The organism is Niastella koreensis GR20-10, from assembly GCF_000246855.1.
Classification (GTDB): Bacteria; Bacteroidota; Bacteroidia; order Chitinophagales; family Chitinophagaceae; genus Niastella; species Niastella koreensis.
Genome location: NC_016609.1, coordinates 4735756 through 4762318, shown reverse-complemented (window position 1 = coordinate 4762318; position 26563 = coordinate 4735756). Strand labels below are relative to the sequence as shown.

Genomic DNA, 26563 nt, shown 5'->3' with positions numbered 1-26563 from the left:
TTAATCTGAAACATTGAATTCATGAACATAAAAAAAAGCATAGCGGTTGTTTGTCTCGGTTTGTTGGCCACGGCGCCGCAATTTACACATGCACAGGTAGCGGCCGTCAACGCAAAAACAGTTACGGGTGGCGACCTGGTAGGAAGATGGGACCTGACAGTAACAGAAGAGGGAAAAGAAAGAGCTTCCTGGCTGGAAATAGAAATAAGTGGTTTTAAAACCCTGGTCGGGCGCTTTGTTGGCGCAGGCGGAAGCGCCAGACCGGTTTCAAAGATCCTGCTCGATCAAAACAAGTTCTCCTTCTCCATTCCTCCACAATGGGAACGGGAAGAAAAAGACATGGTGCTGGAAGGCGAACCAACTGCCGACGGGATTAAAGGTGTTATTCATGCCAGTAACGGTAAGGATTATCCCTTTACCGGGGTAAAAGCGCCTTTACTTACAGCTCCCAAAACAGTGAAATGGAAAAAGCCCATTCAATTGTTCAATGGTAAAGACCTGACCGGTTGGGATGTAGACGGGAAGAAAAATCAATGGATCGTGCAAAACGGTGAATTGATTAGTCCGGAATCAGGTTCCAATATCATTACCAAAGAAAAGTTCCGCGATTTTAAGTTGCATATTGAATTCAAGCTTAAACCAAAAAGCAATAGCGGCGTGTATCTGAGAGGAAGGTATGAAACGCAGGTGATAGACAATGACCCGGCAGACCATCCGAACAGTCACCTTTTTGGCGGTATTTATGGTTTCCTGGTTCCCAGTGAAATGGCGGCCAAAGGACCTGATGTATGGCAAAGCTTCGACATCACCCTTGTTGGCAGAATGGTTACAGTCGTGGCCAATGGCAAAACCATTATTGCCAACCAGGAAATCCCGGGTATAACCGGTGGTGCATTGGATAGTAAAGAAGGCGAACCCGGACCGATTTATCTGCAAGGCGATCATGGACCGGTTGCGTATAGGAATATTGTGTTGACACCGGCGGAATAGAAAGGAATAGGCAAACGGCAGACGGCAGACAAAGGCAGTAGGCAGAGGGCAGAAGGCAGGGATTTGAAGACAAAGTAAAGTATTGATACAATAAAAGTCCCCAGGTTACTTATGATCTGGGGATTTTGTATTTAAAACCATTCAAACATCATACGTATATTTCATTATCGAATTATCACATTAGCAAATTATCACATTCCGCATTTCCCTGCCTTTCACTTCAACATTCAAAATTGGACATTCAATATTCAATATTCTGTATTCCTCATAATCCCTTTTTTTAAAACCGGAATACTCACCACCGTTCCCGTTTCCGCTTCGGTAACAACCAGCCACCACCGTTGAAAAGGATCGAATGCGCAATTAGTGGGGTTTATGCCCGGCGTAATAAGATCGTTCACGAAGTTGCCTGCCGGGTCAAAGACCCTGATGCAGCCACTTCCGTAAATGGCAACATATAAAAAACCGTCTTCGTCAAGCGCCATCCCGTCTGGCCCAATGGCGCCCCCGGTTTGGGCGAAGACCCGGCGGTTTGTCCAGCTGGCCGATTCCGCATCCCAGTCGCCGGTCCAGATCTGTTGCCTGCCGGTTTCGGCTACCAGCAATTGCCGGCCGTTTTGGGTAAAAGCCAGCCCGTTTGGATAATATAGTCCATCTGCAATCTTATGCAATTTGTGTTCAAAATTGTATACACAAATATAGCCTTCATTTGAATCAAGCCGGGGACCCGGGCAGGTAAACACCAGTTGTCCGCGGTGGTCAAACGCCAGGTCGTTGGGCATATTCAGGGGTTCGCCGTCCAGGGTTTTGAGGATGGTTTCCGTTACCCCGGTTTCTGGGTTACAGGTTCTGATGCTGTTCTGTCCCGAATCGCAAAACCAAACCAGCCCATCCCCGTCAATAGCAATGCCATTGGGGCATCCACCCACCTGGATGCGTTTGGCCGAATGGTCCGAAATGCAAACCAGCGATTCCCCCAGTTGTTCCACACACCAGCAGTTTTTATTACGGTCAAAAGCAGGCCCTTCCGGAAAACGGAGGTCAGACATTATTATAGGTGTTTGCATACACTTCATTAAAGGACAAATTTAAAATTATACAATTAAATATAATTTTTTGTATACAAAAATATATGTAATTTGGACGTACAAGCTTGAAACCATACCACCTCTATCCGAACATTGAGTAAAACTAATTATCTGTTCATTTCTTAAACAACTGCTTATGGCTTTTCAATGTGATGCCGCAATCACAGGGAACAGAGCTGGAGGTAACTGCTTTACCCGCGCCAGTCTGTACAACGTGTGCAAGCGATTTATCCCAAAACTGTGTTTTATTATTTGTTTGTCCTTTAGCGTGATCCCCACTATGCAGGCTCAGGAAACAAACAAGGCCAGTGAACCGGGTTTTGTTTTGAAGGGACAGGTCAAGGATGCTACCGGCAATCCGTTAAGTGATGTAACCGTAAAAATTGCAGGTAAGAGCAAATCTGTGCTTACCGATAATAATGGTTCCTTTCAACTCTCCAATGTTACCGCGGGTAGTAAGATCAGCTTTAGTCATGTTGGTTTTAAAATGCAGGAAGTGGCCGTGTCTTCTTCCAGCCTGGATATTACCCTGGAGGCGGCGCCCAAAGAATTGGAGGAAGTTGTGGTTGATGGTTACCGCACCAGTACCAAAGTGGGGAGTGTTAGCGCCACGGGTAAAGTAGATGGTAAGGTGATGGAGAACAAACCATTTTCTTCCTTTCAGCAAAGCCTGCAGGGAAAAGTAGCCGGCGTTACCGTTGTTGGTTTCAGCGGACAACCGGGCGCCGAGCAAAGTATCCGTATCAGGGGACTTGGTTCCATGGCCCTTTCTTCCAACCCGTTGATTGTGGTAGATGGCATGATCATGAATACCGGTAACCTGGCAAACAACATCAAAACAATGGATGCCTTGTCGGGGATCAACCAGAATGATATCGAGAATGTAACGGTTTTAAAAGATGCGGCGGCTACATCGCTGTATGGATCGAGAGGCAGCAATGGCGTTATTGTTATTACCACTAAAGCCGGCAAGTATGGTAAAACGAAGGTGAATGTAGATGTGGAAGCGGGTAACTCAAAAGCAATGGACCTGCCAAAAGGAGGCCGCCCATTGAATGCCGACCAGTATGCAGAAATGTTCCGGGAAGTGCTGGCCAATGCCGGACAAACCTCCGCACAAATTGAAACGGCCGCCAACAGCTATGGGTTGAACAGTGGTAAAAGCAACAACTGGTACGACCTGGTTACCCGCACCGGAAAACAGGAACAATACAATGTAAGCATGAGCGGCGGCACCGATAAAACAAAATTATACGCATCGGCCGGTCTTTTTAAACAGGATGCCACCACAGTTGGCGCCGACTTTAACAAAAAGACCATTTTGCTGAACGTAGATCATAAGATCAACGACCGCATCACCTTTACTTCGGGCATGAACGTATCGCAGGTAAGCCAGAATGCGCCTTATGCAGATGCATTTTTTGGTAACCCCACCTATGCCGCGCGCTATTTACGGCCTTTTCAACTGGCTTATAACGATGATGGCACCCTGAATACTTCCACAACCGGAAATACCAACTTCCCCGGAGTATACAACCCACTGGTGATTGCGAAGTACGATAAAAAGAACATGGAGCAAACCCGCATCCTGGGCAATGCCAAAATAAGATGGAACATCTTTGATAAACTGTATTACACCAGTTATTTCAGCGTAGACTATAATACCATGGAAGAAACCACTTTCCTGAATGCCATTATGGGTGATGGAAAGGGTGTTAACGGCCGCAGCAAAAACTACTTTGAGCGTTATTTTAACTGGCTGGCGCGTAACCAGTTTGATTATAATTTCAATGTGCCCGGGGTTGATAATTTAAACATCTCGGCTACCGCGGGTTATGAAGCGCAACAATCGAAGTTTTACCTGCTGGCAGCCGATGGCTACGGAATGCCTTCAGCCGCATCGGGTTTAACAGCGTTGAGCAATGCAGCTACGCCTGTAGGAACGTATGGCCAGAATTCGGGCTATTCCTTTGTTTCGGGCTATGGTATTCTTTCTGCCAATTATAACAACCGGTTTGTGTTGACGGGTTCTTTAAGAAGAGACGGCTCATCCCGTTTTGCGATCAACAACCGCTATGCCGATTTCTATTCTGCAGGCGGCGCCTGGAACATTGACCAGGAGGAATTCTTTGCAAAACAACATGTACTGTCTTCGCTTAAACTTCGCTCTTCCTACGGTATCACCGGTAATGCCAACCTGAGCGATTATGCATGGATGCCCCTGGTATCGTATAGCGGCGCAACCGGTTATGCATACAATGGCATCACTGGCCAGCAATACACCACGCCCGGTAATACCGATCTGAAATGGGAGCGTTCAAAGAAGTTTGATGCCGGTCTCGATTTCGGGTTTGCACACAATCGTTTCAATTTAATAGTTGATTATTATTACAACAATATCGATGGCCTTATTCAGAATGTGAATACCTCGTATACTTCCGGATTTTCTTCTACCCTGAAGAACGTAGGCGCCATGGTTAACAGAGGCTGGGAGTTCACGTTGAATGGCAACATCGTTCAAACAAAGAACTTTACCTGGACCACCAACTTCAATATCGCCTTCAACAAAAACAAGGTTACTTCCCTGTATGCCGGCACCAATCCGCTCAACGGTCAGTTTTACCTGAAAGAAGGTTACAATTATTATAACTACTACATGAAGGAGTATGCAGGTGTTGATCCCGACAATGGCGATGCCCTGTATTACACCGATTCAACCCATTCAAAAACTACCAATAAAGGGGCGCAGGCCGGCTATGTAGTGCTTAATAAACAGGCCAATCCCAAATATATTGGTGGTTTCAGCAATACCTTTAATTACAAAGGCATCACCCTGTCGGTAGATGTAAACTACAGCATGGGTAACTACATCTATGGCGCGTCGGACCTGAACTTTACATCCGGCGTTAACTATACCATCAACAAATACCTGTATATTTATGAGCATCGCTGGACCACTCCCGGCCAGGTTACAGATGTTCCCAAATATTCGCTCACCCAGGATAATACCACCAGTACTTACCGGCTTTATAAAGGAGATTATATCAGGCTGCGTAATGTATCACTGGGTTACGACTTCATTAACATGAAGAAAGTTGCGCTGTTCAAAAAATATGGCATCAACAAACTGAACGTGTATGTGCGGGGTACCAACCTGGCCACCATCCTGTTCGACAAACGTTTGCCATTTGATCCGGAAGTAAGCTATTCCGGGTTCGACAGCAACACCATGAACAAGTATAAAACGATCACCTGTGGAATCAATGTTGGTTTCTAAAAACTTTTTCAACATGAAGTACTTAATCTCCCGATTTTCTATAGCCCTGATACTGATCGCATCACTGGGGGCCTGCAAAAAGAGTTTCCTCGATCAGTCGCCTAATATCTCATTGCCGGTTGACAATGCCATTACTTCAGAAGCTTCCATGCTGGAAGCGGTAGCCGGGATGTACCGGTCAATGACAACCTATTACACCTTTGGCCGCAACTACCAGGTAATGGGTGATCTGTTGAGTGATAACGTATACCTAAGCAATACCAATTCGAGCCGTTTTTTAGGTCAGAGCGCCTTTGTATGGACTTCTGAATCTCCCGAAGCGCTGGCTTTGTGGCGGTATACTTATTACAGCATTTTGCAGGCAAACCGCATCATCTGGAGCAATTTGCCCCGTACCGGCAATGTGAATTATTTACGGGGTGAATGTTTAACGGCGCGTGCGCTGTGTTACTTCTACCTGGTGAACTGGTTTGCAAAACCATACACCGCATCAGCAGATGCACCCGGCGTGCCGCTGGTATTGCAATCGGCCAATATAACCGGGCCGCTGGTATACCCGGCCCGCAACACCGTAGGCGAAGTATATACGCAGATCATTACCGACCTCGACAGCGCCTATAACATGATGTCAGATGCGCCGGCCCTGCATGGCAACACCAGTAACTTCCTTTCTAAATATGCAGCGAAGGCTTTGCAGGCACGAGCCTACCTGTTTATGGGGCAGAATGATAAAGCCCGTGATGCCGCGATGCAGGTAATAACCAAAGGCGGTTTTACCCTGGCGGCGGACAACAGCGCCTACCAGACTTATTGGGGTGGAGTAACAGGAAGAACCGATAAATTAGAGAGCATTTTTGAAATAAACAATCCATCTACTGCGAACAATGGCGTGGAAGGTCTTGACTATATCTATTCACCCAAAGGTTTTGGCGATCTGCTGGCTACGGATTCATTGTACAATATTTACACCGCCACAGATATTCGCAGAGGGTTGATCCGTGATAGTTTACGCAGCGGCAAACAGGCCTACGTAGTACAGAAATACAAAAATGCTACCGGCACCGACCGCGACCAGATGCGAATGATTAGGTATGCAGAGGTATTACTGATCGCAGCGGAAGCTTATGCCCGTGGCGGCGATGTTGACAATGCGTTAACTTACCTGAACACCCTGGCCAAAAAGCGCGACCCGGCATTTACCGGTTATACCAATGCGCTTTCCGCAACCGATGTCATAAACGTGGTCCTGAGGGAGCGGCAGCGGGAGCTGGCATTTGAAGGTTTCCGGTACCTCGATCTGCAAAGGACCAATATAGATTTTAAGCGCGAGGATATGGGCGCAAAAGCGGTATCCAACTATCCCAGTGTGCTGACAACTGATTTCCGACGCATACAGCCCATTCCTTTATCTGAAAAGAATGTGAACCCCAATATTGAGCAGAACAAAGATTATTAATAATTAGAAGGAACATGATTATGGGGCGTAAGTACCTGGATCAAATTTTTTGCACTTCCCGTTTGAGCGTTGTAACCTGCCTGAGTTGGTCGTTGCTGCTGGTGCTATCAGCAGCCGGCCAGCCAGGTTTTCAAAAACAGGATAACCGCACAACGGTGGATGTGGATAAGGCGAAAGGGAAACCGGTATCCCGTAAAGACAGTACGATTACGCTGTCGTTCGATCAGCTGGAAGAAGGGACCTATGAATTCTTTAGTGCCGCCACGCTCACCGGAAAAAATGAAGGGAACCCGGTTAGCACCTTCCGCATGCAATGGCAATGGAACAACAGCCGCGTTACCAGCAGAATTGTATATGATAATTATGCAAAGGGTAATCAGTACGTAGGGAAGTTCGATCTTACCGCTAAGAAAAAGACCTTGAAGATTGGGTTGCCCGCAGCGGTAAAGCTGGTTTCCATTACTTATAAAAAATACGAAGCACCCGAATTACCAGCGGGAATGACCGGCTATGTTCCGTCGGTGACCCCGCCGGCAGCGCATCCCCGGTTATGGGTAACACCCGCCTTTTTGCCGGTGTTGAAAGAAAGAATACAGGCCGCAGAAAACAATACCGCGTGGAACAAGGTGCAACAAACAGCCCTGACCGATTACCCCTTTACGCCTGATACCACCAAAGAGATCTTTTACAACGAACAACTGGAAAATATCATCCGCTCCAAGGCATTTTATTACCTGGTTAGCCATGAAAACCGTATTGGCCAGGAAGCGGTGAGTTTGCTGTACAAATATTTTGGTGTATTGGAATTCGGTAATGTTACCTACGGTGATATTACCCGCGAAGTTGGCCGCGCCATTTATACCGGCGCGTTGGTGTACGACTGGTGTTATGACCTGCTTACCCCTGCACAGAAAGATTATTTCCATCAGCATTTTATGCGCCTTTCCCGTGATATGGAAATTGGCTGGCCCCCTTTTGTTGATCCTATTATAAACGGTCATGCCAATGAAGCGCAGGTGAGCCGCGATCTGCTGGCCATGAGCATTGCGGTATATAATGAAGATACATTGCCCTATCGCTACACCTCATATGCGTTGCTGGAGCAACTGGTACCCATGCGCGCGTTTGAATACCAAAGCCCGCGGCATAACCAGGGCATCGATTATGGCGCTTACCGCTTTGGCTGGGAAATGCATGGCGCTATGCTTTTCTATCGTATGCTGGGCGAAAAAGTATACCCCGATAATATAAAGAACCTGCCGTACTACTGGCTGTACATGCGTACGCCTGATGGCTATATGCTGCGCGATGGCGATATGTTCAGTAATAAAAAAGGCAATGGCGCCAACAGTTACTGGAAGCAACCCCAAACCATGTTGCTGTGCTATGCATATTCAAAGGATCCCTTGATAAAAGGCGAGTTTGAACGGGAGGGCGGTTTGCCCGATGATCCTGTGTTGTATTTGTTGCTGAACGATCCGTCGATTAAAGCAATACCACAACCCACTGCATTACCGCTTACAAAAGATTTTGGACAAGTACTCGGTGGCATGGTGGCCCGTACTGGTTGGAACAATACGCCTGAGAGCAATGATGTAGTGGCCGAGATAAAAGGCGGTGGTTATGGGTTTGGCAATCACCAGCATCCCGATGCCGGCGCCATCCAACTATATTACCACGGCATGCAGTTTGGCGATATTGGTCTGTACCTGGGTTATGGTTCGCCGTATGATTTCAACTTCAATAAACGATCGGTTGCGCACAGTATGATGCTGGCATATGATCCAGCCGAAAAATTATATTACCGCACAAAGACCAATGATGGGGGCGCCCGCTTTAGTCAGCGTTTTCCCGTAAGTCCCGAACAAACAATAACCGATCCCTGGTTTAACCTCGGTGCGGTGCTGTCTGCCGATGCAGGACCATCTGCAAAAACACCGTTGTACAGTTACTGGAAGGCAGACCTTACACCCGCCTATTCGGCAAAGATGAGCCGCTATACCCGCAGTTTTTGTTTTTTGAATACCAATAATGCGGTTGTGCCGGCCGTAATGATCATTGCCGATGATATGGAAACGGCAACACCTGGAATAGAAAAATACTGGCAGATAAATGCATATAACCAGCCGGCAACTTCTGGTTCAACCCTCTTTTTACAAAGTAAAGTGGCAGGGATAACCGGGTATACAGCTGTTGACATGTTGCTGCCCGCACCTGCAGAGAGAGTGCTGCAGATAAAGGGCGGTGATAGCTCGCGGAGTGTGTTTGGTACTTACTATCCCACCGACACGTCAAAGGCGGAAAGCAGGGCATACCGCATTATGATCTCGCCCCGCGAAAAAACTGGCCGGAATAAATTCCTTACTGTTTTTCAAATGACCACCGATACGGCGCAGCGTCTGCCGGTTTATTTTAAAGAACAGGCCGGTTATTATGAAGTGCGCGTGGCTGATATAGTACAGGTGCTGAGCGCCGGGGAATCGATCAACGAAACAGTTACTATCGATATTCCTGCAGGTACATACAACCTGGTAGCAACCGGGTTGAAAGAAGGCTTCTGGCATGTGCGGAAAAAAGGCGAAACAGCCAATACCAATTATTATGTGCGTCCGGGTAAGAACACTTTACAGGTACACCTGCCTGAAGGCAGTTACGAACTGTTGCCCGGCAGAGATCCTAATGGCGCTTATTGGTCGGCGCCTAACGGCCTTCCTTATATTCTGAAATAGACAAATTATGAAACTGACAAGATCCTGGTGTGCCTTAATTGTTTTATTGTTTCCTTTCTTTTCCTGTAAACAGGAAAGTAAAAAGGAAACCCTGATTGGTTATTACCAGTTGAGGGAGCAACCGGTAAAGGTTACTTCCATCCAGGATAAACTCGATGTGCCCTGGGAAATAAAATACGACAATGGGTCTATTTGGTACAGTCTGCAAAAAGGAGAGATCTGGCGAACAAACCTGGAAACAGGTGCTACCCATAAAGTGCTTACGGTGGCGGATGTGTTCCGCTTAAGAACCATGGGCGCCCTGGGAATGGCTGTTGATCACAGCGGCGACTCCATACACGTGTACCTGGTTTTTAACCAGCGTACCGACACCACCAAACTCGATAGCTCGGTACTGGTGACCAAACTGGTGCGCTATACCTACGATGCGCAACAGGATACCCTGGGGCAGCCAACAACCATGCTGCAATGGATGGCCAATACCGGTCACAACGGCTCAAGGGTATTGATAGGTAATAAGAACGATCTGTATGTAACTACCGGCGATATCTCTGGCTTTATGGTGGCGCAGGACCTGAAGTCACTAAATGGAAAAGTATTGCACCTGATGAAGGATGGTACGGTGCCGGCCAGTAACCCCTTTAAAAATTCTTATGTGTGGTCGTATGGGCACCGTAACCAGCAGGGGATCTGTTTTGGTGAAAATGGTTTGTTGTATGCCTCGGAACATGGCGATGCCCTGGATGATGAAGTGAACCTGATTGAACCATCCCGCAACTATGGCTGGCCGGTGGTGGAAGGCAAGCTGGATATGCCTGAAGAAAAACACAAGGTTGACTCTTTAAAGCTGACGGTGACCGAGCCTATGATCAGCTGGACACCCACCATTGCACCAGCCGCTATTGTTTATTATGGCAAAGGCCCCATCAAAGATTTTCAAAACAGTTTGTTACTGGTTACCTTGAAAGGAAGCGCGCTCTATGCAATACATCTCGATGAAAGCGGCAGGAAGGTTACCGGTCATGATATTTATTTTAAAAACACCTGGGGACGGCTTCGTTCCATTTGTGTAGATGACAAAGGGCAGGTGTATCTAGGCACCAGTAACCGCGACTGGAACCCTTCAGCCGGTTATCCCAAACCGGGCGATGATCATATTCTGAAAATAACTGCGGCCAATAGTAATGATATAGACAAATCACAACTAAAAGAAGCGCACACGAAAGCGGAAGCAGCAACCGGCGATAAAGGCAGGGAGCTCTTTTTGAACTATTGTTCAGGTTGTCATAAACCGGGTGGGGAAGGACTGGCCGGAAACTTCCCGCCGCTGAAGAACAATCCCACCCTGCTGAACAGCGAAAAACTGGTCAACATCTTAACCCATGGCCGGAACGGCGATCAGAAAATAATGGGCGCAACCTATTCGCAAAGCATGCCCGCGTTCTCTTTCTTAACAGACGAACAAATGCTGGACCTGTTGAATTTCATGAAAACCCAACTGGTAAAAGACAAACCGCTGTACCTGGCAGAATTGAAAGAACTAAGGCTGAAGGCTAAAGACTAAAGACTGAACGCTTAACGCGAATACAAATACAGCTGAAAGCTAAAAACTTAAAGCCGAAAGCAAATACAAATACAGCTAAACGCCGAACGCAGATGGCAAATAGTAAAGAATGTTGAGCTATTGCGGGCAGGCGTTAAGCGTTAAGCCTTCAGCGTTCGGCGGTCTTCAAATTATTAACTAAATCAACAATAGAATATGAGTAAATGGAGCGGATCTGCAGAATTGGTCCAAAAAAATGAAGCATGGATACCTGGCGGAGTAGTTTCCCTTAACAGAAAATCTGACCCTAATATTTGTTTCACACGGGGAGTTGGAAGCCGGGTGTATGATATGGATGGTAATGAATATATCGATTACCAGGCAGGTTTTGCCGCCTCTTTCCTTGGTCACAACGATGCTGATATAAATAAAGCCGTAGCAAATTCACTCGCTTCTAATGCTGTGTTGATGGGCGCCGGCCCCACGGAGCTGGAAGGGACCTTTGCTGCCCTGTTTTGCAAATATGTACCTACTATTGAAAAGATTCAGATCACCACAACCGGATCTGAAGCTACCTATCACGCCATCCGTATTGCCCGGTCTGTAACCGGCCGCGATCATGTGATCGTAATGCAGGGCGGTTACAATGGCTGGCACAATGATGTGAGCTGTAATGTGATCAGTACGCTGGAAGATATTGGCCCCCGCGTAAGCCCCGGGGAATATCCTTACGATACTACTTCGGCGGGTATTCCTGCAGCACACAAGTCGTTGGTGCATGTGGTGAATTACAACGACCTGGCTTCTGTTGAATATGTAATAAAACGCTATCCCGTAGCCTGCATCATCCTGGAACCTGTACTGCAGAATATCGGGATTGTTCAGCCCAAAGCCGGTTACCTCGAAGGGTTGCGCAAACTGGCCGATGAAAATGGTTTCCTGCTGGTGTTTGATGAAGTGAAAACCGGTTTCCGTCATGCGCTGGCTGGTTATCAGTCCATCTGCGGCGTACAACCCGACCTGGCTACTTTTGGTAAGGCAGTTGCCAATGGCTATCCCCTGGGCGTAATAGGTGGTAAAAAGAAATACATGGACTATTTTGTACACTCCGATAAAGCAAAACGCGTGTTGATCGCAGGCACCTATAACGCCTTCCCGCTTACCATCGCCGCCGGTATTGCCACCTTGCAAAAGCTGGCTTCACCGGAGTTTAAAGTATACGAGCATGTGTATGCATTGGGCGAACAAATGGAAAAGGGTTTGAAAGAAATATTGCCCGCTTTAGGCGTACCTTTCCATATAGCACGGATAGGTTCTGCATTTTGTGTATATTTTATGGACCATCAGCCGGTTGACTTTCATGATGTGTTGTTGCATCACAATTTTGAGTTGGATAAAAAGTACCGCCGGGCGCTGATCGAGAATGGGGTATACCATTTCCCTTTACCTATTAAGCAGGGTAGCATTTCATTTGCGCACACAAAGGCAGATATTGAAAAAACACTGGAAGTAACCAGCAAAATAGTTAAATCATTATAGTTAATTGCGGGCAATGAAAATAACAGCAATAGAAACACATGTTTGTCACGCACGCATGCGTAACTGGATCTTTGTAAAAATTATTACCGACCAGCCTGGGTTGTATGGCTGGGGCGAAGCAACGCTCGAATGGCACACCCAGGCCGTGGTGGGTGCTATAAAAGACATCGAGACTTTACTGATAGGCGAAGATCCCCGCCGGATTGAATACTTATGGCAAATGATGTACCGGCAGCATTTCTGGCATGGAAACGGTGTCGTGCGCGGTACCGCTATCAGTGGTATCGATATTGCCCTGTGGGATATTCTTGGTAAAATACATGGTGTGCCCTGTCATGAATTATGGGGCGGCCGGGTAAGGGATTATATCCGGTTGTATTGTCACCTTGGTGGTGGTAAAATGGAAGACTTTTATGAAACCGATACCTCCGATGCCAAACGGTTTGGCGAGCTGGCTTTACAGGCGGTTGAAGAAGGGTTTACGGCGTTTAAATCGATGGCGGTGCCGCCCACTATGCCCATAGAAGGACTGATGCCGGTGAAACATGCCGAAGCCTGTGTAAAAGCTATGCGGGAAGCGGTAGGCGATCAGATAGATATTATGGTTGACTGTCATGCGCGTCCTTCGCCCCGCATGGGCATGCTGTTTGCGCAGGCGCTTGAACCGTACGGTTTATATTTTTTTGAAGAACCCTGCTGGCCTGAATCCATGGAAGATATTGCCCTGATACAACGGGCGGTAAAAACGCCGATTGCGACCGGCGAGCGGCTGGTAGGTGTACATGCATTCAGGGAGTTGCTGGAAAAACGTGCGGTTAGTGTAATTCAACCCGATATTACGCATTGCGGAGGTTTGTCTGAAGCGCGCAAGATCGGTGCATTGGCCGAAGCCTATCGCGTGGCCATGGCGCCGCATAATCCGCAGGGACCGGTAAGCACAGCGGCATCTATTGAATTAGGCTTTGCCACGCCGTCATATATTATTTGCGAAAGTGTGCACAGTGATGTGCCCTGGCGGAGTGATATTGTATCGGAAGGGTTTACGGTAGAACCCAAAGGCCGGATCGTTTATCCAAACAAAAAACCAGGCCTGGGGATCGAGATCGATGAAAAAGAGATCAAAAAACATCCGTTCCAGCAGGAAGTATTGCAACGGGTATTTTATAAAGATGGCAGCATAGGCGATTGGTAAGTTAAACTAACTACAATGAAACCCTGGGAAAATAAAGTAGTATTGATCAGTGGTGGCCTGGGCGATATTGCCCTGGCCACGGCGCTGGCATTTGGCAGGGAAGGCGCGAAGATCGCTTTGTCTGATATCAGAATGCCGGCGGATGCCAACGGTAAATTAGAGTTATTACAAAGGGAGAATATCACGTTTTTATATAACCAGGTTGATATTGCAGTTGCGGCAGCGGTAAGCGAATGGGTGAATGCAGTTCATTTAAGCTGGGGGCGGATAGACGTGGCTGTGGTAAATGCGGCCACGGTTACCATGCAATCCATTGCCGACATTTCAGCCGCAGCATGGCAGGCCGAAATTCAGGTGAACCTGAATGGCGCTTTCTTTCTGGCGCAACAGGCGGCCATTTATTTTTCAAAGCATCACATAAAAGGAAATATTGTTTTCCTGGGCAGCTGGGCAGCGCATGCCGTTCATCCTTACATTCCCGCTTATAGTGTGGCCAAAGCCGGGATGCGGATGTTGTGTAAGTGTATGGCGCTGGAATTTGCCGCACAGGATATTCGGGTGAATGAAATTGCCCCCGGTTATGTAAATGCGGGATTGAGTAAAGAAGTGTGGGACCAGCGTGCTGATCTCGCAGAAACTGCGAAGCTAAAAGTGCCGTTGCAACGATTAATAGAAGCGTATGAAGTAGCGGCACAGATCCTTTGGATCTGCGCCGATGCCAACAGGCATCTTACCGGAAGTTGTTTGTTGATGGATGGTGGCTTGTCACTGCTTCGCCCCTAAAAGTTTAAATTAATTATGAAGGAAAAGGATGTGCGTACTATAGAACCTGATTATTTCAAGGCTTTTTTTGGGGTGGCGGAAGCTTCTATAAACCCGCCGCAGGAAATATATTTTCGTAACTGGGGCGCTTCGGCCTGGGATGAAGCCATCGGTTTTCACAAAACCCTGAAGATGCAATGTCTGGCCATCAAGCCACAAACAGGCGGCAGCGACTTGATTATGGTAACCGCCGATCTGGGCTGGTGGATCAATGCCGGGGATGAATATGCCATCAGGAGCCACGTGCTTCATACTTTTCAATTAGAAGAATCACAATTACTATTTTGTTTATCACATACCCATGCGGGCCCTTCCATTTGTTCCAACAACAGCGACAGGATAGGCGGTGAGTTTATCCTTCCTTATTTACAACAGTTGCAGGAAACGATGGCCACGCTTATCCGCGAGAGCCGGGAAAAGCTGGTTGCGGGTACCCTGAGCTGGGAGTATGGAAAGTGCAACCTGGCTACCAACCGCGATCTGCGGGAAGAAGATGGACAATCATACCTGGTAGGGTATAATCCTGCTGAACCGGCCGATGATACGTTGTTGTTCGGTCACATCCTTACCGAAGCGGGCGAACCGCTTTGCTCCATTGTAAATTATGCCTGTCACCCCACTACGCTGGCGCATGAGAACCGCTTGTTCTCACCCGACTTTGTGGGTGAAATGCGGGATGTGATCAGCAGCAGAACAAAGGCGCCCTGTTTGTTTTTACAAGGCGCTTCCGGCGAGCTGTCGCCGAGGGTGCAATATGTTGCTGATACTGCTATTGCCGATGCGCATGGACGGCAATTGGCCTATGCCGCCCTTTCGGTATATGAAGGCAATCTGCCTGCAGCTACCGGTTATCGTTTTAAACAGGCGTTGCCATCAGGGGCGCCGCTGGCCATTTGGGAGTACTTCGCCCTGAAAGAAAATGCGGCTATGGCGATGCAAAAACTGGAGCTGGAAGTGCCGTTGAAAGAACTGCCCTCCCTGGAAGCAATTAAAATGGAATGGGAACAGTGCCAGGACCGGGTTTTAAAGGACCGGCTTTGGCGCAAGCTGAATACCCGGCAGGTAGTGGGTAATGGAACAAAGGCGAAAGTAGCTGTATGGTTGTGGAAGCTGGGCGATGCTTATATGGTAGCACAACCCAACGAAACCTATTCTTATTTTCAACAACAATTGCGTGCAGCCTTACCCGGTAAAAAGATTGCCGTGGTGAACATAGCCAACGGGTATGTGGGGTATATGCCCGATGCAAAATTTTACGGAAAAGATATTTATTCATGTAATACCACTCCTTATGCTGCCGGGGCACTGGAGGTGTTGACACAAGGTGTTATTGATGCCATCCGAAACCTATAAGCGATATGCAGTTAGCTCCTATTGATATTATTATTTTCGTCATCTACATCCTGTTGATCATTGGCCTGGGTTTGTATGCTTCGCGCAAGGGAAAAGATACCAAACGCGATTATTTCCTGGCGGGCGATAAGTTGCCCTGGTGGATGATCGGCGGCAGCATCATTGCAGCCAATATCAGCAGCCATCACCTGGTGGGCGCCATGGGCGCTGCCTACAGCCGCGGTTTTGTGGCCATTGCCATGGAGTGGGGCGCCATCCTGATCGGGTTCAATGCATTGCTCTGGGTGTTTCTGCCCTTTTATTTGCGCAATGGTTTTTATACCGTGCCCGAATACCTGCAAAAGAGATTTGGCAACGGCACCCGCACCGTGTATTCAGTATTGATCTTATTGACTTATATCCTGGTGGAGATTGGCGCCGTATTATACCTGGGGGCGCTCAGCCTGTATTCATTGTTTGGGATACCCGTCATTTACAGCATTGTGGCGCTGGCGCTGCTTACCGGAGTTTATACCATTATTGGCGGATTACGGGCAGTTATCTGGACCGAAATGTTGCAGTTGGGGATCCTGATAATCGGCGGTATTGCGTTGTCGGTTGCCACGGTGCATGCATCGGGCGGGGTAAAGGCAGTGCTAAAGACCACTGCCAACTGGAAAATGTTTTATCCCGCCAATGATCCCGATTTTCCCTGGACCATGTACCTGGGAGGATTGCTTTGTATCAGTGTTTTTTATTGCGCCACCAACCAGTTTATAGTACAACGGGTGCTGGCTGCAAAAAATGAATGGCATGGCCGCATGGGCGTAATCTTTGGTGATTACCTCAAATTCCTGGTGCCGTTGATCATCACCATTCCTGCATTGGTAGCGCCTGCTATTTTACCTTCCCTTGAAAAACCAGACCTGTTATTTGCCACGCTGGTTGAAAAATTATTGCCGTCGGGACTGGTGGGGATTGTAATGGCAGGATTGATCTCGGCGATTATGTCGCATATTTCGGGCGCGGTGAACTCGTGCACCACGATATTGACGATGGATATTTATTTGCCTTACATCAATAAAACGGCTACCGATACCCAGGCGGTGCGATTTGGCCGGTTGTCGGGCATCATGATCCTGTTGGTAGGAATAGGCAGCGCTATCCTGTTAATACATTATTCTGACCGGCCGGTTTTTCTTTACCTGATGAACCTGTATGGATTGTTCACGCCTGGTATTGCCACTATGTTCTTACTAGGCGTGTTCTGGAAAAGAGCTACGGAAAAAGGGGCGCTGGCCGCGGGGTTACTTACCATTCCACTCTCCATTGCACTCAACCTGGCTTTTCCGCAAATGCCCTTTTTCAATCGAACCGGCATTGTGTTCTGGAGTTGTATGATTATTAGTATAATTGTAAGCCTGGTAACCAAACCCAAATCCGAGCTGCAGTTAAATGGGTTGATGTGGAACAGATCGGTGCTGCGGGTTCCGGAGAATGAAAGACAATTCAACACCGGTTGGCGCAATACAGGTTTGTGGTGGGCGCTGATAACGGTACTGGTACTTTATTTTTATATACGATATGCGTAAACGTTTGCGTGATTTAATACCATTATTGCAACCGGTAACCGCGAAAACCCGTCAATGGTCAGAAATTTAAATAATATACGTATGAATGAAAATAAAAAAGGCGCTTCCCGGCGTCAGTTCCTGAAAAACGGGGCCCTGGCCGCCGCCGGTTTTATGATCGTTCCCCGCCATGTACTGGGCCGGGGGTACGTGGCGCCCAGCGATAAACTGCTTATTGCAAGTGTAGGTGTAGGCGGCAAAGGTGCCAGCGATATTGCGGGTTTTTATAAAGGCGGTAAATGTGAGATCGCTTTTTTATGTGATGTGGATGAGCGCCGGGCAGCTGAATCGGTAGCAAAATTTCCCAAAGCCAAATATTACAAAGACTGGCGGGAACTGTACGATAAGGAACAAAAGAACTTCGATGCCGTGTCGGTGTCAACCCCCGATCACAACCACGCCATCATTACCTACCACGCCATGCAACTGGGCAAACACGTATACGTGCAAAAGCCCCTTACTCATGATATTTACGAAGCCCGCCTGCTTACCGAAGCAGCGAAGCAATATAAAGTAGTTACCCAAATGGGCAACCAGGGTGCCTCGCACGATGGCACCCGGATAATGGCAGAATGGTATGATGCCGGGTTGATAGGCCATGTGCATACTGTTTATACCTGGACTAACCGTCCTGTTTGGCCGCAGGGTATTCAATGGCCGGCTAACAAAGCCGAGGTTCCCAAAACGCTTGACTGGGACCTGTGGCTGGGAACGGCGCCGTATAAGGACTATATCGACAAACTGGTGCCGTTTAACTGGCGCGGCTGGTGGGATTATGGTACCGGCGCCCTGGGCGATATGGGTTGCCATTTGCTGGAAACCCCATTCCGGGTGTTGGGCATTCAATATGCCAAAGATGTACAGGCAAGTGTGGGTACGGTATATGTAGATGAGTTTAAACAAGGATACTTCCCCGAAAGCTGTCCGCCATCGAGCCATATTACGCTTACCTTTCCCAAAACATCAAAAACAAAGAGCGATGTAACCCTGCACTGGATGGATGGCGGCATACAACCTGAACGGCCGGAAGAGCTGGGCGCCAATGAGGTTTTTGGCGATAATGGCAACGGCATGCTGTTCATAGGCACAAAGGGCAAAATGATGGCCGGCACGTATTCAAGAAACCCGCAACTGTTGCCTACGTCACGCACGAAGGAAGTGAAGGTAAAACAAAAATATCCCCGCGTAGTGGGGCAGGAGGAAGGCCACTATACCCAATGGGTAGAAGCCTGTATTGCAGGTTATGGTAAAATTGAATTGAGCTCACCATTTGAAGTAGCAGGCCCGCTTACAGAAGCATTGCTGATGGCCAACCTGGCCATCCGGGCAAATGATGTTCGGAAGCCAAAGGATAATGGCAAATTCAGTTTCCCTGGCCGGGGTATCAAACTGTTGTGGGATAACGATAATATGAAGGTGACCAATTTTGACGAGGTGAACCAGTTCCTGAAACGCGACTACCGCCAGGGCTGGAACCTGAAAGCATAATTGCGATCGATGTTTTCGCGGTAAGCTGGCTATTGACCTCAATTATATGGGTAATAAAATGCCAGGGTGCCCGGTTTTATATGTTTTGGCAACAAAGGACCCATATTGCATTGCTATATCTGCAAAATGTAAAAACTTACAGCCTCTTATTGAGACATGGAGTATTACATTTTTTCAATAAATTCTATATAGTATGCAACTTCAAATTATCACAAAAGTACTTGTTGTGAACTGTTTGTTTTTAAGTGCATGTGTATCGAGTAAAAAATATAAAGAAGTTAAATCGGAGTTAGATCAGCTTAATTCACAAAATCAGTCACTTTCACAACAAAATAGTACACTGAAGAAACAGCTCGGTGAGGTAAATGATCAATATGGATCGGTGAAGGCAGAGTACGCCAGTTATAAAACCGGTTGTGAAGGAGCTCAAAAAAAGCTGGCTACTTACGAAACGGCCCTGCATCAATTAAAAGGCAGGATTGACGAAGTGCAAAAGGCATTAGCTGCCGGTGAAGCCGATTTTGCCAGTAAGGGGGTGTCGGTATATGAAAAGGAAGGCAGGATCTATGTGGATATGCAGGACAACCTGATGTATTCAAGCGGAAGCTCCAAACTGAAAGAAGAAGGAATGAAAGCGCTGGGGCCGGTAGCAAGTGCACTAAATCAATATCCGGAATTACAAGTATTTGTAGTAGGTCACACAGACAGTGTAAGTTTTAAAAAAGGGATAGATAAAGACAACCTGGGTTTAAGTACAGACAGGGCAAATACAGTGGTGCGTACACTTGTTGGAAATTATAATGTTAACCCGGACCGGCTGGTTGCGGCAGGTCAGGGTAAGTATGGTCCCATTGCTGATAATTCCACAGCAGATGGCAGGGCTAAGAACAGAAGAACAGAAATTATTCTCAATCCTGATTTGGAAAAAATACTGAATGCTTTAAAGGAATAAGCGCATTGTTCTTAATACTTTAAACAAAAATCCTCCCGATGCATCGGGAGGATTTTGTCTCAAAACCTATCCTACTATTGCCAGCCTGAAGTTTGCACTAAATTGGGGTTGATCTGTATCTCTTGCAATGGAACAGGTTCCAGATAATATTTATCTAACCAGCCAAGCGGAGTAGCGATATTGGGATTCTTTACATACCCGGAATTACCACCATTATCCAATTTGATGTTGGCGTTTGACAGTCCGAGAACATTGGGATACATCCTGTTCTTGTCATACACCTTAACCCCATAGGGATAATCATTCATATAAGTACCTTTGCTCCATCTTTTCAGGTCATTGAACCGGAAGCCATCACCAAACAACTCAATTCTTCTTTCTCTTCTTATTTCCCACAATACAGGATCAACTGTAGCATCTCTTTTTGTATCAAAGCCTGCGTCGATATTGCCCACGAGCATTTTCATGGCGGGCCAGTTGGTGGGGTTAGCCCTTTGTCTTATAATATTGATTGTTTGATCGGCAATGGTCTGGTTAAAACCGCCCAACTCAAATTGCGCTTCTGCGTAGTTTAACATCGTTTCTTCGATCCTGAACAGCGGGCAGTCCTGGGTGCCACCATAGTTGGAGCTTCCATCCATGGGTAACCGGCAATAGAATTTCCAGAAATAATATCCTAAGGTGCCCACCATCTGTGGAATAGCAGCTTTTGTCGCCGGCAAATTACTCAGGGCTACATTATAGGAAGTGAAATGCGGCATGTTTGGAATTACATTGCCCGATTTCATATCGATTGTTTGGGAAAGTACCGGTAGTCTTTTGTTGGTATTGCCGGTAATGGAATCGTTCATGTAGTGGACAAAATAGCCATAAGCCGGATTGGCATCATAGGCCCACAGGTTATCGGAATTACCTGCCTGATTGGTTATACCTGGATTGATGAATTTAACGCTGTAAGGCGGCATTACGATATAATACAAACGCCTGTCGCGGTTCTTAAATGCGGCATACATGGAGTCATCGCCATTGTAGACAGCACTGGTTGAAATGGGTTTTCCATCGGTGCACAGAAAGCTTTCAACAGCAGTCTTAGGAACTTCAGTGGTCCAGGACGTGCTTCCGGTATAACGGGTTACCTGCGGGTTGTTATAAATGGTATTTACATATTGCTTGTACAGGATGATACCGGGTTTGCCGCCGCTCAGGTCTTCTGTATTGAATACATCGTCATAGCTGCTCATTAATGTGGGGAACTTGGGAAGCAGTTTTTGCGAATAGGTAACACAGGCCTGTAAATAAGTATTGGCATCGGGCAGGTTGTGGTATTTACGCCAGGTGCCTTCAAAGAGGCCAAAACGGCTGATCAGGAACTGAACGCAATTCTGATTGATGGTATTGGTATTGGCGCCTTCACCCGCTACGTTGATATGGCTTTCTGCCCAGATAAGATCGTTCAGGATGTTTTGCGCTACGACATCACGTGGGGTTCTTGCTCCAAACAGCATAGATGTAGCGGTGTCTGAAACAGCATGGTCCATCCAGGGCACATCTCCAAAAGCAGCTATCAGATCGTAATAACGCAGGGCCCGGAAGAAATACCCAACACTGCGCCAATGATCTTTGTCTTTCTGGGTCATGGTGGATTTATCGATATTGTCCAGCAATACGTTCACCTTTCTTACAAAAGAAAAGTCCCAGCCTGAGATCTGCAAAGAGGTTGTTTGGGCACCTGCTGCCGCCGCTGGTTGTTTGGTTTGGTTAACGTAGCCAGACTGACTGCCATTGCAGATATTGTCAGAATTACCATTCTCCTGGCTGGCAAAGGCCGGGGGCATGGTGGCTCCTGAATTTCCGTAGCCGGCAAAGTAATCATAAAAACTCCATGAATAGGTCTGGAAGTTCTGATAGGTTGAGAAAGCCGTTTGCTCGGTAAACTGGTTGGTAGGCACCTTGTTCAAAAAATCTTTATTACACGCAGCAAGCATCAACGCCCCTGATAGTATAGCAATATATCGTTTCATTAATAGTAAGTTTTACTGGTTAAAAAGTCATATTTAAACCTGCAGACATTTTGCGCATAAAGGGATAACCCAGTCCGCCGCCTACGGTACCACCCTGTACGGTAATATCAGGATCCATTCCCTGTGGAATATGTTTGAAGGTGAGAAGATTTTCTACAGAAGTGAATAACTGCAGTTTGGATAAATGTGCCTTTTTAATTATTGAAGAAGGAATTGAATAGCGTAAAGTAACGTTCTTGATCCTGGTGTAAGCGCCGTTTAGCAGGAACCTGGTTTGTGCTACCTGGTTAAACGCCTGAAGCCCGCCATCACTTACAATGGAATAGATGCGCCCGTAATGAGCGTTTGGATTATCAGGTGTCCAGTAATTGGTTTGGTTGGCATATAAAGCGCCATAAGAAACCCATTGGTTAGGGAAGGTCAACGTATTGTTTACCCACATATCGCGTTTGGCCACACCAGCTATTACAAAGGAGAGATCGAAATTGGCATAGGATACGCCGCCGGTTATACCAAATTGATAACGTGGGGTAGAGTTGCCAATTACTTTCAGATCGCCATGATTCGCCAAAGTACCGGCGCCGCTGTTGATCAGTCCATTGGTGTCTAAATCCTTGTACATAATATCACCAGGATTAGGGGCCTGACCATTTTGTTTGGGTGTGCCTGCTATTAATGTGCCCGCTCTTAAACTCGAGTTCAAAGAACCGGCCACGAAGTCTTTTTCATCATAAAACCTGTCGGTAGTATACCCCCAGATCTCACCCATGTTTTTGCCATTATACAGGTAATAGTTGCCGTTGCTTACAAGAACACCCTGCGGGTTAACGGAGCTTGTAACAACCGATTTATAATCGTACAGGTTGGCGCCCACATAATAAGTTACTTTTCCAAAGTGGTCTCTCCAGTTCAGTTGCAGTTCAACACCTTTTGTTCTGAGTGCGCCGGAATTTTGTAATGGAACTCCGGTTCCCAGTACCGCAGGCACAGGCGTTGCGTTGGTAGTAAGGATATCTTTTGTATTGCGTTGGTACCAGTCGAACGAACCGGTAAGTTTGTTGTTCAGGAATGCCACATCAAACCCAAAATCTTTTGTTTCTACAGTTTCCCAGGTAAAATTGGTGCTTACCAGTGGCGGGGTCGACAGTGAGCCTATACGATTAGCATTGTATAGCCAGTTAGGGATCGCAATGCCCATGCCTCCATAGAACTGGTAGTCGCCAATGTTCTGGTTGCCTACGCTGCCATACGAAGCCCTTAATTTAAATTCGTTGACATAAGGTCTTATCGTTTTCATAAAGTTTTCTTCCATCACCCGCCAGCCAATAGAACCGGAAGGCAAACCTACCCAGCGATGGCCTTGTGGAAATTTGGAAGAACCATCATAGCGATAATTCAATTGCAACAGGTATTTATTCTGGAAGTCATAGTTGATCCTTCCAAAAAAGCCACGGGTGCTCCAGTCGGTATAATTATCCGAAGCGGTTGGCGGAATAAGACCGGTTGTTCCACTCAGGAAAGGCAGATCAGGACTGAGCAAACCAGAGGCAGTTGCGGTCTGGTTTTCGGCATGGTATTGTTCCTGGTTAAAGCCACCCATCAGCGTAAAATTGTGATCGCCAAACGAATGAACGTAATTGGCAAATACGTTGATCGCCTTGTAGGTTGACATTGAATCAGCTTTTGAGTATTTGTCATTACCAATTGGTTCAGGTGTATAGCCATAAGGGTTCAGGTACAGCGTGCTTGGCTTTTTATCATAATTGGTTTGCTGTCTGTTTACATCATCGATCGTGTACTCACCGGTAACCGTCATTCCTTTAAATGGTTTCAGAATGGTTCTGCCCGTCATCCGGATATCGCCGATGGTAGTTACAATGGGCGCCTGTGCCAGAATTTCATTCCTGGCCGTCTTAATGGTCTGGCCGGGATATTTTTGTGGAATGGAGTCCAGTGGCAGGGCAGAAGGTGTATTGGTAGCATCGCCAAATGCATTGGTATAGAATGGAGATTTCGCGGTTGAGTTATAATAACCTGCATCCAACTGAAGGTTCAACCAGGAATTCACATCAGAGGAAATGACTGATTTGATATTGTACCTTTTGTAATTATCCTGGTTGGCCTGTGGCACCAGGTGCCTTTTTCATTGGTTGAACCAAAAGAAACGCGGTAAGAGGTTTTATCATTTCCGCCGCTTACTGAAAAATTATGCATTTGTTGGTTGGAAGAATTTCCCAGCAATGCTTTAATGGCATCTGTTGCGGCCAGTTGATAATAAACATTGCTTACTGTGTCACCGCCCAGGGGATAGTTGCCGGGGTTTTGTTGATAATCCAGCAATAGGTCTTTCCATTTCGCCAGGTTCTGGCCTCCATTATAGGTAACCATGCCGCCGTCCATCCAGGCTTGTACCTGTTGCAAAGGCGTAGCTTTAACCGGCAGATTGTTAGGGCGGGCCGAAACAAAATTATTGCTGTAGCTGAATTGTGCTTTTTGATTTTTCTTTCCACTCTTGGTGGTGATAAGCACAACACCAAAAGCAGAACGGGAACCATATATGGATGCAGAGCTGGCATCTTTTAAAACAGTAACCGATTCAATATCGTTGGGGTCAAGCAGATTGGTGGGCCCATTAAAAGGTACGTTGTCTACAATGATGAAAGGACTGCCTGCATTTATCCCGGATGTTGGAGAGGAGCCAAAGCCTGTACCACCTCTTATGTTCCAGGAAGAGGATGCGCCCGGTTGTCCTGAGCCAATAGACACTTCCAGGCCCGGCGTAGCGCCCTGTAATAATGTTCCAAGGTTGCTTACAGGCCGGTCGCCCAGCAGCGAGTCCATTGTTATGGTAGCAACAGCACCGGTAACTTTTGCTTTCTTTTGTGAACCGTACCCTATTACTATTACATCAGAAAGTGACTTTGATTCATTCTTCAGTGTAATGGTTACGTTTTCATTTGACCCGGTTTTTAACTCCTGCGCTTCAAATCCAATACCGGTAAAGAGTAAAGTAGCAGGTGTTTTAGCAGGGATCTCAAAGTATCCTTTTTCGTTAGTGATGGCGGTATTTCCTGATCTTTTTTCAGTAACAGTAATACCTTGCAGTGTGGCTCCTTTTTCATCTTTCACCACCCCCTTTACCATCTTCTTTAGTTCCGTCTGACCAAATGCGATGGATGAAAAGAGGAGAAAGACCAATGGCAGCAATCGTTCAATGTTGAATCTCATAAGCAGATACATTTTAAAGTATCACATAAAATTATTTGTAAGCCCTGTCGTGAAAAATAGAGTAAGCAGGATTTTTGATGGAGTATCCGCTGATGGATTTTGAGAGGGGGAAATACACTTTTAACCAGGATCAACACACTAAACATTCTTCACTACAGTTTGTGGAAAAGTTAGCAGGAATGCAGCCTGCTGAATGAGGTTTTGTACCAACGCGGGATTTCAGCTGACAAATTCAGCGATCTGATAAACGAAAAGGAAGTTGAATAACTACCCCCTGTTTCTATAATCTTTAGGTGATTCGTTCATTACCTGTTTAAACAAACGGGAGAAATAATAGGGATCATCATAGCCTACCTTTTCTGCAATCTGCTTGATCTTCAATTGGCTTTGGGAAAGGAGCTGGCAGGCATACTGCATTTTCATTTTGATGAAGTAATCAATGGGCGACATACCCGTCTTCTTTTTAAAAATAGCGGTGTAATGGGAAGCTGAATACGAAAACGGTTTCGCCAGTTCTTCAGCGCTCAGTCTTTTGCCGATATTCGCTTTCATGTATTCGATGGATTTGTCGAGCGGCGTTACGGTGTTATCAGGAAGTACATTTTTTTTCTCCGGGAAGATGAAGAAAGAGAGGAACCGGTATAAACAAAAATTGGCGTATCCGATGTTTGCAGTGGAGTAGCCGCTGTCGAGGCTGGAATACATGTCGGCCCATGTTTCCAGGATCTTTTCATTATACAACAGATCAGTAGGTTTGTAGAATTTTTCTACATTGAATTCATGATCTAAGGTGGTTAACTTATTGCTGCTGAAGTGGACCCAGTAAAGCGTCCAGGGGTCGGTGAGGTCTGCCTGGTACTGGTGAAACCGGTGAGGTGGAATGATGATGAACTGGTTTGCCTTTAATTCAAACCGGTTCTTTTCCAATTCCAGGTAGCCTTTCCCACCCAGTGAATAAAGCAGAATGTAATCGTCACAACCATGTTTTCTTTCGCGGAAATGATACGCAGCCTTGGGGAAATAACCGATGTGTGTAATAAAAAGCGCCTGCAGAAATTCCTTTTTTCTGATAAACTTTGAGAGAATGGTCCTGGGAATGTTTATCTGCTTTTCCCCGATAAAACCATCTTTTCGTTTTGTGGCAATCGCATCAGGCTCGTTAACCCGGTTGATCATATGACGCGCATTATATATACAAAAATAATAATTCCCCTGCATAGGAAAGTCCATTATTTTATCGCTTTGATGGTTTGTACTTACCGGAAGTGTCAATAG

At 46.7% G+C, this 26563-nt stretch carries 17 protein-coding genes; 12 read left to right on the top strand and 5 right to left on the bottom strand.

Going from position 1 to position 26563, the window contains the following annotated elements:
• Positions 1-21 precede the first annotated feature (21 nt).
• A complete protein-coding gene (locus NIAKO_RS18600; protein ID WP_014219989.1) occupies positions 22-990 on the top strand; it encodes a 3-keto-disaccharide hydrolase in 969 nt (322 codons plus the stop codon).
• Positions 991-1238: 248 nt separating this feature from the next.
• Here the strand turns inward: NIAKO_RS18600 and NIAKO_RS18595 are convergent, their stop codons facing one another.
• Positions 1239-2039 carry an SMP-30/gluconolactonase/LRE family protein gene (locus NIAKO_RS18595; protein ID WP_049815565.1) on the bottom strand — a complete coding sequence of 267 codons (801 nt, stop codon included), beginning with the start codon at positions 2037-2039 and terminating at the stop codon, positions 1239-1241.
• 175 nt (positions 2040-2214) lie between these two features.
• Between NIAKO_RS18595 and NIAKO_RS18590 the strand changes: the two genes are divergently transcribed.
• The 11 genes from NIAKO_RS18590 (at position 2215) to NIAKO_RS18540 (ending at position 20039) form a co-directional block, all read left to right on the top strand.
• Positions 2215-5355 (top strand): SusC/RagA family TonB-linked outer membrane protein, encoded by a 3141-nt coding sequence (locus NIAKO_RS18590; protein ID WP_014219987.1) that lies wholly within the window; start codon positions 2215-2217, stop codon positions 5353-5355.
• A gap of 13 nt (positions 5356-5368) precedes the next feature.
• A complete protein-coding gene (locus NIAKO_RS18585; RefSeq protein WP_014219986.1) occupies positions 5369-6811 on the top strand; it encodes a RagB/SusD family nutrient uptake outer membrane protein in 1443 nt (480 codons plus the stop codon).
• Between the two features lie 62 nt (positions 6812-6873).
• Complete coding sequence (locus NIAKO_RS18580) at positions 6874-9540, top strand: hypothetical protein (RefSeq protein ID WP_133055293.1); 2667 nt, start codon at positions 6874-6876, stop codon at positions 9538-9540.
• Positions 9541-9547: 7 nt separating this feature from the next.
• Complete coding sequence (locus NIAKO_RS18575; RefSeq protein WP_014219984.1) at positions 9548-11104, top strand: PQQ-dependent sugar dehydrogenase; 1557 nt, start codon at positions 9548-9550, stop codon at positions 11102-11104.
• Positions 11105-11299: 195 nt separating this feature from the next.
• Positions 11300-12622 (top strand): aspartate aminotransferase family protein, encoded by a 1323-nt coding sequence (locus NIAKO_RS18570; RefSeq protein ID WP_014219983.1) that lies wholly within the window; start codon positions 11300-11302, stop codon positions 12620-12622.
• A gap of 13 nt (positions 12623-12635) precedes the next feature.
• Positions 12636-13814 carry a galactonate dehydratase gene (gene dgoD, locus NIAKO_RS18565; protein ID WP_014219982.1) on the top strand — a complete coding sequence of 393 codons (1179 nt, stop codon included), beginning with the start codon at positions 12636-12638 and terminating at the stop codon, positions 13812-13814.
• Positions 13815-13829: 15 nt separating this feature from the next.
• The gene (locus NIAKO_RS18560; protein WP_014219981.1) at positions 13830-14597 is read left to right on the top strand and encodes an SDR family NAD(P)-dependent oxidoreductase; all 768 of its coding nucleotides are present in this window, start codon (positions 13830-13832) and stop codon (positions 14595-14597) included.
• Between the two features lie 15 nt (positions 14598-14612).
• Positions 14613-15989: a hypothetical protein gene (locus tag NIAKO_RS18555; RefSeq protein ID WP_014219980.1), complete on the top strand. Its 1377-nt coding sequence runs from the start codon at positions 14613-14615 to the stop codon at positions 15987-15989.
• Positions 15990-15994: 5 nt separating this feature from the next.
• Entirely contained in the window at positions 15995-17560 is a 1566-nt protein-coding gene (locus NIAKO_RS18550; RefSeq protein ID WP_014219979.1) for an SLC5 family protein, read from the top strand.
• An 81-nt stretch (positions 17561-17641) separates the two neighbouring features.
• Positions 17642-19087, top strand: a complete 1446-nt coding sequence (locus NIAKO_RS18545; protein ID WP_014219978.1) for a Gfo/Idh/MocA family protein — start codon at positions 17642-17644, stop codon at positions 19085-19087.
• 193 nt (positions 19088-19280) lie between these two features.
• The gene (locus NIAKO_RS18540) at positions 19281-20039 is read left to right on the top strand and encodes an OmpA family protein (protein WP_014219977.1); all 759 of its coding nucleotides are present in this window, start codon (positions 19281-19283) and stop codon (positions 20037-20039) included.
• A 74-nt stretch (positions 20040-20113) separates the two neighbouring features.
• Here the strand turns inward: NIAKO_RS18540 and NIAKO_RS18535 are convergent, their stop codons facing one another.
• From NIAKO_RS18535 to NIAKO_RS18525, 4 genes are all read right to left on the bottom strand, one after another.
• Entirely contained in the window at positions 20114-22060 is a 1947-nt protein-coding gene (locus NIAKO_RS18535) for a RagB/SusD family nutrient uptake outer membrane protein (RefSeq protein WP_014219976.1), read from the bottom strand.
• 19 nt (positions 22061-22079) lie between these two features.
• Positions 22080-24191, bottom strand: coding sequence for a SusC/RagA family TonB-linked outer membrane protein (locus tag NIAKO_RS18530; RefSeq protein WP_049815564.1), 2112 nt, complete (start codon positions 24189-24191; stop codon positions 22080-22082).
• The gene (locus NIAKO_RS36940; RefSeq protein WP_049815563.1) at positions 24125-25288 is read right to left on the bottom strand and encodes a TonB-dependent receptor plug domain-containing protein; all 1164 of its coding nucleotides are present in this window, start codon (positions 25286-25288) and stop codon (positions 24125-24127) included. Before NIAKO_RS36940 ends, NIAKO_RS18530 begins: the two co-directional genes overlap by 67 nt.
• Positions 25289-25555: 267 nt before the next feature.
• Positions 25556-26464, bottom strand: a complete 909-nt coding sequence (locus tag NIAKO_RS18525; RefSeq protein WP_165761263.1) for an AraC family transcriptional regulator — start codon at positions 26462-26464, stop codon at positions 25556-25558.
• Positions 26465-26563: the final 99 nt, after the last annotated feature.

Bases quoted from the DNA above. Each gene is read 5' to 3' on its own strand.
- NIAKO_RS18600 (WP_014219989.1), top strand. From the start codon at position 22: ATGAACATAAAAAAAAGCATAGCGGTTGTTTGTCTCGGTTTGTTGGCC.
- NIAKO_RS18595 (WP_049815565.1), bottom strand. From the start codon at position 2,039: ATGTCTGACCTCCGTTTTCCGGAAGGGCCTGCTTTTGACCGTAATAAA.
- NIAKO_RS18590 (WP_014219987.1), top strand. From the start codon at position 2,215: ATGGCTTTTCAATGTGATGCCGCAATCACAGGGAACAGAGCTGGAGGT.
- NIAKO_RS18585 (WP_014219986.1), top strand. From the start codon at position 5,369: ATGAAGTACTTAATCTCCCGATTTTCTATAGCCCTGATACTGATCGCA.
- NIAKO_RS18575 (WP_014219984.1), top strand. From the start codon at position 9,548: ATGAAACTGACAAGATCCTGGTGTGCCTTAATTGTTTTATTGTTTCCT.
- NIAKO_RS18570 (WP_014219983.1), top strand. From the start codon at position 11,300: ATGAGTAAATGGAGCGGATCTGCAGAATTGGTCCAAAAAAATGAAGCA.
- dgoD (WP_014219982.1), top strand. From the start codon at position 12,636: ATGAAAATAACAGCAATAGAAACACATGTTTGTCACGCACGCATGCGT.
- NIAKO_RS18560 (WP_014219981.1), top strand. From the start codon at position 13,830: ATGAAACCCTGGGAAAATAAAGTAGTATTGATCAGTGGTGGCCTGGGC.
- NIAKO_RS18555 (WP_014219980.1), top strand. From the start codon at position 14,613: ATGAAGGAAAAGGATGTGCGTACTATAGAACCTGATTATTTCAAGGCT.
- NIAKO_RS18550 (WP_014219979.1), top strand. From the start codon at position 15,995: ATGCAGTTAGCTCCTATTGATATTATTATTTTCGTCATCTACATCCTG.
- NIAKO_RS18545 (WP_014219978.1), top strand. From the start codon at position 17,642: ATGAATGAAAATAAAAAAGGCGCTTCCCGGCGTCAGTTCCTGAAAAAC.
- NIAKO_RS18540 (WP_014219977.1), top strand. From the start codon at position 19,281: ATGCAACTTCAAATTATCACAAAAGTACTTGTTGTGAACTGTTTGTTT.
- NIAKO_RS18535 (WP_014219976.1), bottom strand. From the start codon at position 22,060: ATGAAACGATATATTGCTATACTATCAGGGGCGTTGATGCTTGCTGCG.
- NIAKO_RS36940 (WP_049815563.1), bottom strand. From the start codon at position 25,288: ATGAGATTCAACATTGAACGATTGCTGCCATTGGTCTTTCTCCTCTTT.
- NIAKO_RS18525 (WP_165761263.1), bottom strand. From the start codon at position 26,464: ATGATCAACCGGGTTAACGAGCCTGATGCGATTGCCACAAAACGAAAA.